Genomic DNA, 13,316 nt, shown 5'->3' on the forward strand with positions numbered 1-13,316 from the left:
ACATAGTTATGAAAAAAAATCCTCATAAATGTTTAGCGCATCGCAAAGCTCTCGTTTTTCCTCTTTTTTCATTAAATGGAATACTTTATTGTCCATTGGTTTTCTGGTACTATTATACTATAAAAAAATCAGGAGAATGATAGTGAAAAAATATAGAGTTTTAAGGATGGCGGCATTGCTGGGGGTTTTGATTTTACCTGGATGCACACAAGGGATTTTAGAGGGGATAGGCACAAAGACGGCTGCACCGATTGCGGAAGATGACATTGAAGTGGCCGAAGCGGCTGAGAATGGGAGCGGGCAGGATTCGGAGGGGCAAATCGATACGGGAGACTGGATAAAGGCCGAGTCCCCGGTCCAGCTTCCGATTTTGATGTATCACAGCATTTCCCAAGGTAATGGCCTTCGGGTCCCAAGGGAGGAATTCCGATCACAGATGGCTTGGCTTCGGGAGAATGGTTACTATACATTATCCCCTGAAGAAGCATTCCTCGTTTTAGCCGAGAATCGGATGCCAAGTGAGAAGTGCGTCTGGCTTACTTTTGATGATGGCTATACAGATAACTACACGGAGGCTTTCCCGATATTAAAAGAAAATGATATGAAAGCAACTGTCTTCATGATCGGGAAGTCCATAGATAAAGGTCATCACCTGACTGAAAATCAAATGTTGGAGATGAGCAGGGATGGGATTTCGATTGAAAGCCATACCATCAACCATTTGGAGCTGAACCGCATGACGGCAGAGCAGCAAGAAGCGGAAATGGTTCAGTCGAAGGTGCTGTTCGACCGTATCCTCGACCAGGACACGACAGTGCTTTCCTATCCGGTTGGCCGGTATAACGAAGAGAGTCTCAGGCTGTCAGAAGAAGCTGGATACAAAATGGCAGTCACTACCGAACCTGGGGGAGCTTCAAGCGACCAAGGGATGCATGCTCTGCATAGAGTTCGGATTTCACCGGGGTTATCGATCAATGGGTTTGCGTCGCTGATTGAAAATGCTTCAAAGCATTGAAGGCGGAAGGGTCATTTCGCACTTGTTCAGAAAAATCATATAATAATCGATTCTTACATGGTGTATAATGAAGGCAGTGAAAATTATATACATATGAACGATTTGGTGTCTTAATGACTTAAAAGGGAAGTTGGTGAAATGCCAACGCGGTCCCGCCACTGTATATGGGAGCTGACGGCTGTGTACCACTGTATGAGATATGGGAAGGTGCCGTTGACGAAGACCATGAGCCAGGAGACCTGCCAGAATTCGTACACCTGTAACCTACGCGGATGGGAAGGTGTGTGGCAGACCCTAAGATAGAGTCCGTATTGATATTGTTGCCATGCAAGCATCTTCCGTTTAACGGGAGATGCTTTTTGTTTTGGGGGCATCTTCCAGGATTGGTTTTCTCTGTTAGGTATGAAGAAATTAAATAAAAAGATTGTGGGGAATGAAAATGAAGAAGATTTTTGGTCTGATACTGTTAATGTTACTGACTGCAGGCATGATGGTTGGCTGCGGTGGTGCTGCTGATGAAGGAAAAGAAAAGGAGCAAACGAATCATGCTCAACACGAAGCTTTCCCGATTACGATTAAAGATGCAAGTGGGGAAAAAGTAACGATAGAAAAAGAACCGAAGAAAATCGTTTCGTTGATACCAAGTAATACGGAAGTGGTCTTTGCACTTGGTTTGGGTAAAAAGGTCGTTGGTGTTTCCGACAATGATAATTACCCGGAGGAAACGAAAGAAATTCAAAAAGTTGGCGGAATGGAAATGAACACGGAGCTGATTGTCTCCATGAAGCCTGACCTTGTTCTTGCGCATGCATCAAGTGCCCATAATTCAAATGAGGGTTTACAGCAGCTTAAGGATGCTGGAATAGATGTGCTCGTAGTCAATGATGCCCAAAGCTTTGACCAAGTCTATGAGTCTATTGAAATGATTGGACAGGCAACGGGAGAACATGATAAGGCAAACGAAATCGTTGCGGATATGAAAACGAAGCTCAAGGATATCCAGGAAAAGGCCAAATCCGTAAAGGAAGAGGATAGGAAGACCGTTTTAGTGGAAGTTTCGCCTTCACCGGAAATATACACACCTGGAAAAAATACTTTCATGAATGAGATGCTTCAAACTATTTCAGCGAATAATGCGGCTGCTGAATTGGACGGTTGGGCAAAAATTGATGAAGAGTCGATGATTGCTGCAAATCCTGATGTCATCATTACAACGTATGGTTATTATACGAAAGATGCAGTAAGTGAAGTGAAGGGCCGAAAAGGATGGCAAGACGTAAATGCTGTTAAGAATGGCCAAGTCTTTGATGTCCATTCTGACTTGGTGACCCGTTCCGGTCCACGCTTAATAGAGGGAGTAGAGGAACTTGCCAAATCAGTCTATCCGAACCAATTTGACAACTAAATGGGCGTTTGCTTATTTGATTGCGTTGTTCATTTTGTTATTCGCAATGACGATAGGCATTTCCTTTGGTTCGGTGCCAGTACCGATTCCCGTACTTATACAAATAATCGGCAAGGAGATTTTCCACTTGCCGATTTCTGCCGATCCGGATGTGATGCTAACGAATATCGTGATGAACATCCGCTTGCCGCGGGTGCTGCTCGCTGGTTTGGTTGGGGCATCACTTGCGATTGCGGGTGCGGCTTTTCAGGGACTGCTCCGGAACCCGCTCGCTGATCCTTACACATTAGGTATTTCATCAGGAGCATCGGTCGGAGCCGTTTTGACAATATTCTTGAATATATCACTGCCATTCATCGGTTTATATACCCTTCCGGCATTGAGTATCTTATGTTCAGTGCTCACGATGCTCTGCGTACTGACTTTTGCAAAAAAAATGGATCGATCGATGAAAGTGGAAACGATCATTTTAACGGGAATCATTTTCAGCTCGTTTTTAAGTGCCTTCATTTCATTGATGATTGCGCTGACGGGTGATGAATTAAGACAAATCATCGGCTGGCTGATGGGAAGCGTCTCAATGCGCGGATGGAATTATATCGTAATCATTTTGCCGTTTTTTATCATTGGTTCGTTGACCTTGATCATGAATACAAGTGAATTGAATGCGATGACTTTCGGGGAAGACCGGGCAAAACACTTAGGTGTGAATGTCAAGCGGCGGAAAATGTGGATCTTGATAGCCGGTTCGACATTGACAGGGGCAGCCGTTGCCGTTTCAGGGGCGATTGGTTTTGTAGGATTGGTCATTCCTCATTTTGTCCGAAAGATTTGGGGACCTGACCATAAACATTTGCTTCCGTTGTCATTGTTGATAGGAGGCGGATTCTTGATATTGGCCGATTTTGTAGCACGAACGATCATTGCCCCATCGGAACTGCCGATCGGGGTGATTACCTCACTTATCGGGGCACCTGCATTTGCGCTGATTTTATTAAAGAGACGGAGAGAAGGGTAAAAACGGATGCTTGAAGTAAAAGGGTTAACAGGTGGATATCACAACAAAGCTGTTTTGGACTCTGTCTCTTTTGATGTACATAAAGGGGAATTATTCGGGATTCTTGGTCCTAATGGCAGCGGGAAAACGACGCTTTTAAGTATGCTTAGCGGGGTGCTCGATTATAAAGGCGGAAGCGTAAGGATAAGCGGCAGGGATTTGAAGGATTATTCGTCAAAACAACTTGCACAGGTCATTGCCGTGCTCCCTCAGCATTCCTCATTAGCTTTCTCCTATACAGTAAAAGAGACGGTCTCACTTGGGCGATATGCCCATCAATCAGGTTGGTTCCATAGTTGGTCCGCAGAAGATGAATCGATTGTCCAGCGGGTGATGGAACAAACGGGAGTAGCTGATTTTCAGGATCTTCATTTTGATCGATTATCAGGAGGGGAAAGACAGAGGGTCCTGCTGGCACAGGCCCTTGCCCAAGAGCCGGAAATCCTTTTTTTGGACGAACCTACGAACCATTTGGATCTTTCCTATCAAAAAGATCTTCTTGATCTAATGAGGAAAATGGCAAAAGAGCAGAAGTTGACCGTTATTTCAATTTTTCATGATTTGAATTTGGCTGGATTATATTGTGATCGGCTTATGCTGCTTGAGAAAGGGCAGATTCAGGTTGTTGATGTGCCGAATGAAGTGCTTCAACAGGAACGGATTCAGGATGTATATCATACGACGATCGAAAAACACCCACATCCCGCCCTTCCGAAACCGCAAATGTTCATCGTTCCGGAAAAGCATGGCCAGGATACTATCCCGTTGGAAATTGATGATTCTTATTTGACAGTCGGATTTGAGATGATTCAATTGAAGTCTCCGATCCCGCTTAGAACGATGTCTTCTGGAGTGACTGGTTCGGGGACGGGCTGGCATAAGTATTTTGTGAATAGGCACGTCCATCATGGCTATGATTGCGAGGATCATCATGTTGAAATGGCCGACTATTTAACAACTCATGGTTTTGAGCCTCAGGAAACGGTAGGGATGATGACAGCTGTCTTTCTCGATACGGTCGCAAGCAAGCTATTAAGAGCTGAAGATTTCTCGGTTTTTATCATTGTAACGGCCGGTGTAGGGAATGCCATCGACGCTTCATTAGCTGACCGGCATTCTTGGAGTTCCGCTCCAGGAACGATAAATACATGGATATTTGTAAATGGACATTTGGCAGAAGAGGCATATATCCACAGTATAGTGACTGCGACCGAGGCAAAAGTAAAAGCGCTTCATGATTTGCATGTCATGGATAAGGTGACAAATACTTGTGCAACAGGAACATCGACAGACAGCATGTTGATTGCGGCAACTCAAAGAGGGGCAAAGCTTCAATATGCAGGCACCATCACTCCGTTAGGGAAGCTGATCAGTCGCGGTGTATATGATTGTACAGTGGAAGCCTTAACGAATAATCGGAAACGGATTGAGGAATTATGATTTATCATCATCTTTTTGCGGTTACGCTGGCGTTCTTCCTTGATTTATTAATTGGAGATCCGCCAAGTTGGCCGCATCCAGTCAAATGGATAGGAACGATGATTAGCAAGTTGGATCTGGCATTCAATAAAGGGGCATATAAGAAACGGAAAGGGCTCTTCATGTTGATCATCGTCCTATCGGCGGTGTTATTGATTACAGTTCTTACCGTTTATTTGGCTTATCTAATCCATCCGCTTGCAGGTATCCTTTGGGAAGCTGTTGTCATTTCCACAACGATAGCTCAGAAGGGCTTGAAGCAAGCTGGGATGGATGTTTGCCTTCCGCTTAATGAACGGAATTTCCCTGAGGCGAGGGTAAAGCTTTCCTATATCGTTGGCCGTGATACGGCTGAGCTTGATGAACCAGAAATCGTCAGGGGCACCGTGGAAACCGTAGCGGAAAATACCAGTGATGGGATTACAGCGCCATTATTTTGGGCAGCTATCGGCGGTGCGCCGCTCGCGATGGTGTACAGGGCGATTAATACCTGCGATTCCATGGTAGGGTACAAGAATGATAAATATGGGCAATTCGGCTGGGCTTCAGCTAAGCTCGATGATATCGTCAACTGGATACCCAGCCGCCTCACCGGCTTCCTGATGTTGCTGAGCTCGAAATCCGGCTATCATGGATTCGGCGCCAGGTGGAAGATATTATTCAATGACGCAAAGAAACATCCAAGCCCGAATAGCGGGTGGTGTGAAGCAGGCGTTGCGGCCATTTTGGGAATCCAGCTTGGAGGCCGGAACATGTACAAAGGAATTGTTTCCGACCGTGCGAGGATGGGAGTTCCGCTTGTTCGATTGGAAGCAAAACATATACCACAAACGATTACCATCATGCATCGGTCATCTTTTCTATTTCTGCTGATGCTATGGCTAGGGGGACTTATTCTTGACATTACCTTCTCATGGCTCTAATCCTCATTATCTTTATGAAGCGCTGGAAATCGAAATGCCTGAATCGGTTCTCGACTTCAGTGCTAACATCAACCCATTGGGTCCGCCTTTACGGATAAAGGAACAGTGGTCTGGGTTTTTCGAAGGGATCCTTCAATATCCAGATCCGCATGCCATTGAACTGACAAAATCAATTGCAAAAAAAGAATCACTTCCTGAGCAATCCGTTTTGATGGGGAACGGTGGTGCTGAAATCATCATGCTGGTAGCGAACGGATTAGCCAATCAAAGGGTGCTAATCATACAGCCGGCATTTGCGGAATATGCTGAAGCTTGTTTGGCAGCGGGCTGTAAGGTCGATTTTCACCAGCTTGATGCTCCTGGGTGGCAATTGGACCTGAAACGATTGATTCCGCGATTACCCGAATATGATGCCATTTTCTTATGTACGCCTAATAATCCGACGGGAGTTTCATTTAAGCGGGATACAGTTAGGGAATTGATCATTGAATGCCAAAAAGCGAATTGCCTGGTTGTCCTGGATGAGGCCTTTTATGATTTCACGGAGGATGCCTTTAGTTATGCTTCTTTAATCAATGCATTTCCACATTTACTCATACTAAGATCAATGACTAAAATCTTTGCGATCCCCGGTTTGAGACTAGGCTATTTGCTTGCGTCACCTGACATCATAAAACGGGTAAGAAATTATAAACCGCATTGGAGCGTCAACCATGTGGCACTTGAAGTAGGGAAAATCTGTCTTGCAGAAGATGCCTATATGAGAAAAACAAGAGACTATATTGCATGGCAAAAGCAAAAACTATTCCTGTTTTATGAGGAGCAGGGGTTGGATGTCTCCGATAGCACAGTTAATTTTTATTTGGTGAAAGATGAATCTTTATCCCTTTTCCCCTTTTTGCTGAAAAAAGGAATCGTACCGCGCCATACCTATAATTTTCCGGGTTTGGATGGAAGGTGGCTTCGGTTTGCAGTGAAGAGTGAACATGATAACGAAGCACTGATGGAGGGGGTAAGACAGTGGAGAAAGCAAGGCTCTGTTTTATAACCGGGGGTGTCCGTTCTGGAAAAAGCAGCTTCGCGGAAAGAAAAGCCCTGGAGTATGCACTCCAGATGGATGGGAACTTGCATTACCTCGCCTGTGGCCGAGTCAGTGACGCTGAGATGGGTGAACGCATCCTTAGGCACCGGAAAGATAGGGAAAGCAGCCCGATTACGTGGAAGACCTCCGAATACGCAACGGATATTACAAGAATAGGGGCGGATATTGATCAGGATTCCATAATTCTGCTTGATTGTCTGACAACCCTGCTTGATAACGAACTATTTGGTCCTGGCCTTCCGCTTGAAGAAGAATTCTTAAATAGCGTTTTTTCAAAAATAATAACCGGAATCAATGAGATAAAAAAACAATCCAATTGTTTAATTGTCGTGAGCAATGAATTGGTGCAGGAACCGATTTTCCAGGATGATTTCCTTCATATATACGGAAAAACACTGGGGTTGCTTCATCAAACGATCGTCGGGCTGGCCGATGAAGCCTATCTAGTGGAAGCGGGAATTCCATTGCGGAAGAAAGGGGGCATGCAGGAATGAGCGGAGTGATCGGATTTTTAATTAACCTGCAGTTCTTTACGGTCTTTCCAATAAAGAAGCAGCTTCCGATGGAGAAGAAATATATTCACCGTGCCATTCAAACCTTTCCATTAGTAGGTCTTTTGCTAGGCTTGATATTGGGCGGCGTTTTGTATGCACTTGTGGAATGGACCCCATTGTCATCGCTTTCGATTGCCTTTTTCCTTTGGTTTTTGACCATGGCATTAACGGGAGGCTTGCATCTCGATGGCTGGATCGATGCAAGTGATGCTTTTTTTTCCTATCAGGATAAAGAGCGGCGATTGGAAATCATGAAGGATTCCAGGACAGGTGCATTCGGTGTCATCTCCGTCATAGTCCTATTGGCCGCCCGGTTTCTATTTATCTATGAAATTGTCGAAAGGGTAAATGAATGGACATACTTCTTGATCATCGCTCTTCCGCTCTTAAGTAAATGTGTGATGGGTTATTTACTCATCCGGATGCCGCTCGCTAAAAAAGAGGGGCTAGGTGCTTTTTTTCAAAGTGCAGTGATGAAATGCAGTTTGCCCATTTATTGGCTGTACCTCCTTGTAAGTTTGGCGCTTGCCTGGATCATCGATTTTAAGCTTGTCCCCTTATTTTTCATCATGTGTCTGGCTGCCGTGTTTTTCCTGGTATATATGAAACGTAAAATCCTCAGTTGGTTCGGTGGGATAACGGGGGATGTACTGGGGGCATCCGTGGAAGGGGTTGAGCTTTGGTTATGGCTGATATTGTGGCTATTACACTACTTCGCCATGGGCTGACAGTAGCTAATGAACGAAAGGCCTATTTAGGCTGGACGGATTCTCCATTAAGTACCGAAGGAGAAAAGGAAATACTGGACTTAAGGGGCTCGTACCCACAGTATGAAAAAATTTTCAGCAGTGATTTGTCCCGATGTGTGGAAACTGCACGCCTGTTGTTTCCAGATGCAGTTCCGATCAAAAACCCTTTGTTCCGTGAGATGAACTTCGGCAATTGGGAAGGGCGGACGTATCATGAGTTGAAGACAGATGGAGATTATCTTAATTGGCTGGTACGTCCCATGGAGGCACTGGTGCCTGGGGGTGAAAGTTATCCGGCATTTTCCGAACGTGTGAATAATGGCTGGAAACAATTGATTGCCTGTAAGGAGAACCGATTTGCCCTAATGACGCATGGAGGGGTAATTCGTGATTTATTGGTCCGCTATGCCCCGAAGGAAAAGTCCTTTTTTGATTGGGGAATTTCCCATGGCAGGGGATATGAGCTGATATGGGAAGACCGGAACAGCTTAAGGAGGGGAGAACGCTGCACTTTGTTACAGGAGGCGCCTATAATGGGAAAACTAAGTGGGTAAAGCAATTGTATGGTTTGGAAAATGATGTCCTTTGGTTATCCGGTTATCGACAAGAACAGCCGGAATTGATTGATTTCCAAGGCAGGGCAGTTGTATTGCAAGGTTTGGATGCATGGATTCAACAAGATGCAGAAAAGATGGATTCAGATTCAATTCGAAGAAGATGGAAGGAAATCATGGCTGATTGGCGAATATGGGAGAATGATAGGGATGAACACAGCTGCATTGTAATCGGTTCTGATATTTCCAAGGGAATTGTCCCGATTGAAGCAAGAGACCGCAGATGGCGCGATGCCTGCGGATGGGTCTATCAAGATGTAGCATCCATATCAAAACGCGTTGATATCATCTGGTATGGAATTAACCAGCGAATAAAGTAGAGGAGGTAATTGGGATGAAAATCTATACACGTACAGGGGATAAGGGACAAACCAGCGTAATCGGAGGTCGGCTTGACAAGGATGACATTCGTGTTGAATCTTATGGAACGGTAGATGAAGTGAATAGCTATATCGGTCTTGCGGTGACAGAATTGGATCCTGCGATATTTACGGATGTACTGGCCGATCTAGAGAAAATCCAGCATGAGTTGTTTGACTGCGGCGGTGATTTGGCAACGGTTTCCGATAAGGCCCCGCAAAAGCTGACGGATGAGGCCATTACCTATTTGGAAGAACGGATAGATACCTTCATACTTGAAGCGCCGGAATTGGAAAAGTTTATCCTGCCTGGCGGCTCAAAAGCGGCTGCAACGATTCACATTGCCCGAACCGTGACAAGAAGGGCAGAACGGCTGGTCGTTTCATTGATTAAGTCGGGTGCGGCCGTTTCACCATTATCACTTCAATATTTAAATCGTTTGTCGGATTACTTCTTTGCTGTTGCACGTGTGATCAATTTCCGTCTTGGTGTAAAAGATGTGGAATATATCCGCAGCGCAAATGTGTTCCGAGGAGGGAAAAGAAAGGAAAAAGAGTAAATATGGATGTAAGAAAAATTAGTGCAATTGCTATATTCATCGCCTTATCGGCGGTAGGGGCAATGATTAAAATCCCTTCACCGATCGGAAGCATCGCTTTGGATAGTTTTCCTGCCCTCTTGGCGGCTGTCATACTTGGCCCGGTATCGGGGGCTATAGTTGCTGGGCTTGGCCATATCATTTCAGCGTTCATCGGCGGCATGACACTTGGGCCATTCCACTTTTTGATCATGGTCGAAATGGCTGTCCTGACATGGATGTTTAGCATTTTATATATAAACGGAAAAAAAGTAGGCGCATTTTTCCTCTTCTTTATCAGTAATGCCTTCGTTTTGGCCCTGCCTTTCGCATTTCTGATCAGCCCTGGCTTTTACACGTTATTGGTTCCGGGGTTAACGTTGGCGACGGCGGTAAATGTAGTATTGGCAGTCCTTTTATTGCCGCGCTTGGAACCTGTTTTGAAAAAAATCATTTTTAAAGATGGATTAGCAGAATGAGTGATTCATTGATTTTGCCATTTTCCGAATCAGATTCCTTGATCGTCTCAAGTGACAATAGCGGCGGGATCGGGCAAAAGGAAAAAGATCTTGTCCATGTCCCTTATGAGGTCGTTGGATATTATTCCTTTCGGGTTGCCGTCATGGAATGCCTGGGTGTTGGCGGAAGACCCGTATCCGTCGTACTAAATAATTTCTGCGGTGATGAAGCCTGGGAGGACTTGACCAGGGGTGTCAGGAAGGGGCTGAATGAATTGGGAATGGAGGATCTCCCCATCACTGGCAGCACAGAAAGTAACATGCCGCTTCTTCAGTCAGCACTTGGTCTTATGGTGATTGGTAAACGAGTGAATGAACGTGTTAAAAAGCAACAGCCCTTACGGAAAATCGCTTTGATCGGCAGGCCGCTCGTTGGAGAAGAAGTAATGGAACAGCAAGAGTGGGTCGCACCATTATCATTATATAAAAGCTTATGTGAAATGGAAGGTGTTCAGGCACTTCCAGTCGGCTCAAAAGGGATAGAATATGAATGGGGGCATCTGGATCAAAGTGGTGAAGGTGTTTCTGTGCATATAAGTGATAAAGTCGATATTGAAAAATCATCAGGACCATCCACCTGCTTCCTCATTGCCTATCCTGAGCAACTGGAGGAAGAAATCAAGCAAAGATCCGGTCCTCTTTTTATTGGCGGTTGATCGATCCATGACTGAATCAGGCATCGAGTTTAGTTCATAATGAACGGGTTCCATGCTTTTTTCATTGAGATCTTACCTTGATGGATTCCTTTCCTATTTAGGGTGAATGCTTGAATAAGATGTTTGGTTTATTTGGATAGGTGGGCTTGTTGCCCGGTTTTATCATGCCAAAGTAAAATGAAACCCATTTATTGCATTACTGCTCGCTTCCGCCATTTTATGGATCACCACAGGTATGGATATTCGGGATGTTGCAGATGCTGTTCAGACAGGGGTAGGTAATATTCTTGGTAATGTTGATCGGAGCTTTGGTGAAGATTCAACATGGAATGATGGGTTGATTTCATAGGAAAACCAATCATTGCGCCTCATGGTTTCATTCTTTACATTAGGTTGCGCTAGAGGTTTTAATAAAGGGGAGCAAAACCAATTCATATCCGCTGCCTCCATCATCTTGATTATTGGAGCGGGCGGTGCATTTAAAAATGTATTGAGCTGCCTGCCGATCATATCTGCTGTCCTGGCGTTATAGTAAATTGCCGCCGGTCCTTACTCCATCACATGTGAATGGAGCAGATTTTGGATGGTCGGCAGTCGCACAGACGATAAAGTCTTGAACGGTTATGGAAATGATTATATCAGTCGTTTCACTTATCCTAATCTTACTATTGAATTCAATTGTTTAAGAGAAAGGAGCATGATGTATATATGAAACATTCAGGTTATATGATGGGGATCGATATTGGCACGACGAGTACGAAAGTTGTTCTTTTTTCAAAAGGGGGGGAGGTTGTCCAATCTTGTTCGAGGGGATATCCTCTGCACAGTCCAACTCCTTCCGTGGCGGAACAAGATCCCGAAGAAATTTATAAAGCGGTCATCATTGCTATAGGCGAGGTCATGATTGCAAGCGGAATAGAAAAGCAAGAACTGGGCTTGATATCGTTCAGTTCGGCGATGCATAGCTTGATCGCCATGGGTAAGGACGGCAACCCGCTTACGAATAGCATTACATGGGCGGATAATCGAAGTGTTGGCTATGCGAGGAAACTGAAGGCTTCGGAACAGGGGATGCAATTGTATCACAGGACCGGAACGCCTGTTCACCCGATGTCCCCAATCACGAAAGTAATGTGGTTAAGAAATGAGCACCCCGGGATTTTTAACGAAACGGACAAATTTATAGGAATTAAAGAATACATCATCTATAAATTTTTCAATGAGTATGTAATGGATTATTCACTCGCTTCTGCAACGGGCATGTTCAACATGAATGAACTGAAGTGGGATGAAGAGGCACTCACCATTGCTGGAATTGGGGCTGATAAGCTGCCGATGCTTGTCCCTACAACGCATATCCTCTCAGGCTTAAGTGAGGAATTAGCTGCAAAAATGAACATTCATGCTGGTACACCGTTTGTAATTGGAGCGAGTGATGGCGTGCTTGCCAACTTAGGTCAAAACGCAATCAAGCCAGGAGTTCTGGCAGTGACAATCGGAACGAGCGGTGCGGTAAGAACCGTCAGTGACAGGCCGCTTACCGATCCCAAAGGCCGGACATTCTGCTATGCCCTTACTGAGAATCATTGGGTAATCGGCGGACCGGTCAACAATGGGGGAATCACCTTCCGATGGGCACGCGATCAATTGGGCCGTGTGGAAATCGAAAAAGCGAAGGCTTCGGGACAGGACTCCTATGAGATTCTGACGGATATGGCTTCTAATATTGCACCTGGTTCTGATGGGTTGATATTCCATCCGTATATGGCAGGGGAACGGGCACCATTATGGAGTGCCGATGCAAGGGGCTCCTTCTTTGGACTGGCGCTTCATCACACTCGTGACCATATGGTCCGGGCAGTACTGGAGGGTGTAATGTATAACTTGTACAGTGTCCTTATAGCCGTAAAGGAATTGACTGGTGCTCCCGAGAAGATTCATGCAAGCGGCGGATTTGTCCGTTCGAAGCTCTGGCGCCAAATCATGGCTGATATATTCAATCAAAACGTGACAATTCCAGAAAGCTTTGAGAGTTCGAGCTTAGGTGCCGCCGTTCTTGGATTATATGCTTTAGGCGAAATCGAAAGCCTTGATGAGGTTGAGGGTATGGTTGGTGAAACGAATGAACTTGTCCCGATCGAAGAGAACGTCAAAGTGTATGAAGAATTGATGTCAATTTATTTATCCGTAAGCAGGCAATTGGAAGGCGACTACAAGAGGATAGCGGATTTCCAAAGACGTCATTTAGAATGACTCTTAGGATGAAAAAACACTGTGTGTGTTTCAATTTGTCGAAAAGAGAGCGGA

Annotated in this window: 16 protein-coding genes and 1 riboswitch; all 16 genes read left to right on the forward strand. The window is 45.1% G+C overall.

Going from position 1 to position 13,316, the window contains the following annotated elements; genetic code table 11:
* Window positions 1-166 precede the first annotated feature (166 nt).
* Window positions 167-1,015: a polysaccharide deacetylase family protein gene (locus AC1DIV_RS02280; RefSeq protein WP_445670175.1), complete on the forward strand. Its 849-nt coding sequence runs from the start codon at window positions 167-169 to the stop codon at window positions 1,013-1,015.
* 86 nt (window positions 1,016-1,101) lie between these two features.
* Window positions 1,102-1,276: riboswitch (cobalamin riboswitch) on the forward strand.
* Window positions 1,277-1,454: 178 nt separating this feature from the next.
* Complete coding sequence (locus AC1DIV_RS02285; protein WP_340878187.1) at window positions 1,455-2,420, forward strand: ABC transporter substrate-binding protein; 966 nt, start codon at window positions 1,455-1,457, stop codon at window positions 2,418-2,420.
* Complete coding sequence (locus tag AC1DIV_RS02290) at window positions 2,383-3,438, forward strand: FecCD family ABC transporter permease (RefSeq protein WP_252268105.1); 1,056 nt, start codon at window positions 2,383-2,385, stop codon at window positions 3,436-3,438. The genes AC1DIV_RS02285 and AC1DIV_RS02290 overlap by 38 nt, the downstream gene beginning before the upstream one ends.
* A 6-nt stretch (window positions 3,439-3,444) precedes the next feature.
* Entirely contained in the window at window positions 3,445-4,917 is a 1,473-nt protein-coding gene (locus AC1DIV_RS02295; RefSeq protein WP_063595676.1) for a heme ABC transporter ATP-binding protein, read from the forward strand.
* Entirely contained in the window at window positions 4,914-5,879 is a 966-nt protein-coding gene (cbiB, locus tag AC1DIV_RS02300; protein WP_340878186.1) for an adenosylcobinamide-phosphate synthase CbiB, read from the forward strand. The genes AC1DIV_RS02295 and cbiB overlap by 4 nt, the downstream gene beginning before the upstream one ends.
* A complete protein-coding gene (cobD, locus tag AC1DIV_RS02305) occupies window positions 5,854-6,927 on the forward strand; it encodes a threonine-phosphate decarboxylase CobD (RefSeq protein ID WP_340878185.1) in 1,074 nt (357 codons plus the stop codon). The genes cbiB and cobD overlap by 26 nt, the downstream gene beginning before the upstream one ends.
* The gene (locus tag AC1DIV_RS02310; protein ID WP_340878184.1) at window positions 6,900-7,475 is read left to right on the forward strand and encodes a bifunctional adenosylcobinamide kinase/adenosylcobinamide-phosphate guanylyltransferase; all 576 of its coding nucleotides are present in this window, start codon (window positions 6,900-6,902) and stop codon (window positions 7,473-7,475) included. Before cobD ends, AC1DIV_RS02310 begins: the two co-directional genes overlap by 28 nt.
* On the forward strand, window positions 7,472-8,263 hold the full coding sequence (gene cobS / locus AC1DIV_RS02315; RefSeq protein ID WP_340878183.1) for an adenosylcobinamide-GDP ribazoletransferase: 792 nt from the start codon (window positions 7,472-7,474) through the stop codon (window positions 8,261-8,263). The genes AC1DIV_RS02310 and cobS overlap by 4 nt, the downstream gene beginning before the upstream one ends.
* Window positions 8,221-8,838 carry a histidine phosphatase family protein gene (locus AC1DIV_RS02320; RefSeq protein WP_340878182.1) on the forward strand — a complete coding sequence of 206 codons (618 nt, stop codon included), beginning with the start codon at window positions 8,221-8,223 and terminating at the stop codon, window positions 8,836-8,838. Before cobS ends, AC1DIV_RS02320 begins: the two co-directional genes overlap by 43 nt.
* A 5-nt stretch (window positions 8,839-8,843) precedes the next feature.
* Window positions 8,844-9,218: a bifunctional adenosylcobinamide kinase/adenosylcobinamide-phosphate guanylyltransferase gene (locus AC1DIV_RS02325; protein WP_477575697.1), complete on the forward strand. Its 375-nt coding sequence runs from the start codon at window positions 8,844-8,846 to the stop codon at window positions 9,216-9,218.
* A gap of 14 nt (window positions 9,219-9,232) precedes the next feature.
* Window positions 9,233-9,817, forward strand: a complete 585-nt coding sequence (locus AC1DIV_RS02330) for a cob(I)yrinic acid a,c-diamide adenosyltransferase (RefSeq protein WP_340878180.1) — start codon at window positions 9,233-9,235, stop codon at window positions 9,815-9,817.
* Between the two features lie 2 nt (window positions 9,818-9,819).
* Entirely contained in the window at window positions 9,820-10,314 is a 495-nt protein-coding gene (locus AC1DIV_RS02335) for an ECF transporter S component (RefSeq protein WP_262870332.1), read from the forward strand.
* Complete coding sequence (locus AC1DIV_RS02340; protein ID WP_340878179.1) at window positions 10,311-11,009, forward strand: ATP-binding protein; 699 nt, start codon at window positions 10,311-10,313, stop codon at window positions 11,007-11,009. The genes AC1DIV_RS02335 and AC1DIV_RS02340 overlap by 4 nt, the downstream gene beginning before the upstream one ends.
* Window positions 11,010-11,199: 190 nt before the next feature.
* A complete protein-coding gene (locus AC1DIV_RS02345) occupies window positions 11,200-11,358 on the forward strand; it encodes a GntT/GntP/DsdX family permease (protein ID WP_340878617.1) in 159 nt (52 codons plus the stop codon).
* Between the two features lie 21 nt (window positions 11,359-11,379).
* Window positions 11,380-11,541 (forward strand): GntT/GntP/DsdX family permease, encoded by a 162-nt coding sequence (locus AC1DIV_RS02350; RefSeq protein WP_323596457.1) that lies wholly within the window; start codon window positions 11,380-11,382, stop codon window positions 11,539-11,541.
* 176 nt (window positions 11,542-11,717) lie between these two features.
* The gene (gntK, locus tag AC1DIV_RS02355; RefSeq protein ID WP_340878178.1) at window positions 11,718-13,262 is read left to right on the forward strand and encodes a gluconokinase; all 1,545 of its coding nucleotides are present in this window, start codon (window positions 11,718-11,720) and stop codon (window positions 13,260-13,262) included.
* Window positions 13,263-13,316 lie beyond the last annotated feature (54 nt).

The organism is Peribacillus sp. 05N428, assembly GCF_056397085.1.

Bases quoted from the DNA above. Each gene is read 5' to 3' on its own strand.
- AC1DIV_RS02335 (WP_262870332.1), top strand. From the start codon at position 9,820: ATGGATGTAAGAAAAATTAGTGCAATTGCTATATTCATCGCCTTATCG.
- gntK (WP_340878178.1), top strand. From the start codon at position 11,718: ATGAAACATTCAGGTTATATGATGGGGATCGATATTGGCACGACGAGT.
- cobS (WP_340878183.1), top strand. From the start codon at position 7,472: ATGAGCGGAGTGATCGGATTTTTAATTAACCTGCAGTTCTTTACGGTC.
- AC1DIV_RS02330 (WP_340878180.1), top strand. From the start codon at position 9,233: ATGAAAATCTATACACGTACAGGGGATAAGGGACAAACCAGCGTAATC.
- cbiB (WP_340878186.1), top strand. From the start codon at position 4,914: ATGATTTATCATCATCTTTTTGCGGTTACGCTGGCGTTCTTCCTTGAT.
- AC1DIV_RS02340 (WP_340878179.1), top strand. From the start codon at position 10,311: ATGAGTGATTCATTGATTTTGCCATTTTCCGAATCAGATTCCTTGATC.
- AC1DIV_RS02280 (WP_445670175.1), top strand. From the start codon at position 167: ATGGCGGCATTGCTGGGGGTTTTGATTTTACCTGGATGCACACAAGGG.
- AC1DIV_RS02295 (WP_063595676.1), top strand. From the start codon at position 3,445: ATGCTTGAAGTAAAAGGGTTAACAGGTGGATATCACAACAAAGCTGTT.
- AC1DIV_RS02320 (WP_340878182.1), top strand. From the start codon at position 8,221: ATGGCTGATATTGTGGCTATTACACTACTTCGCCATGGGCTGACAGTA.
- AC1DIV_RS02285 (WP_340878187.1), top strand. From the start codon at position 1,455: ATGAAGAAGATTTTTGGTCTGATACTGTTAATGTTACTGACTGCAGGC.
- AC1DIV_RS02350 (WP_323596457.1), top strand. From the start codon at position 11,380: ATGGTTTCATTCTTTACATTAGGTTGCGCTAGAGGTTTTAATAAAGGG.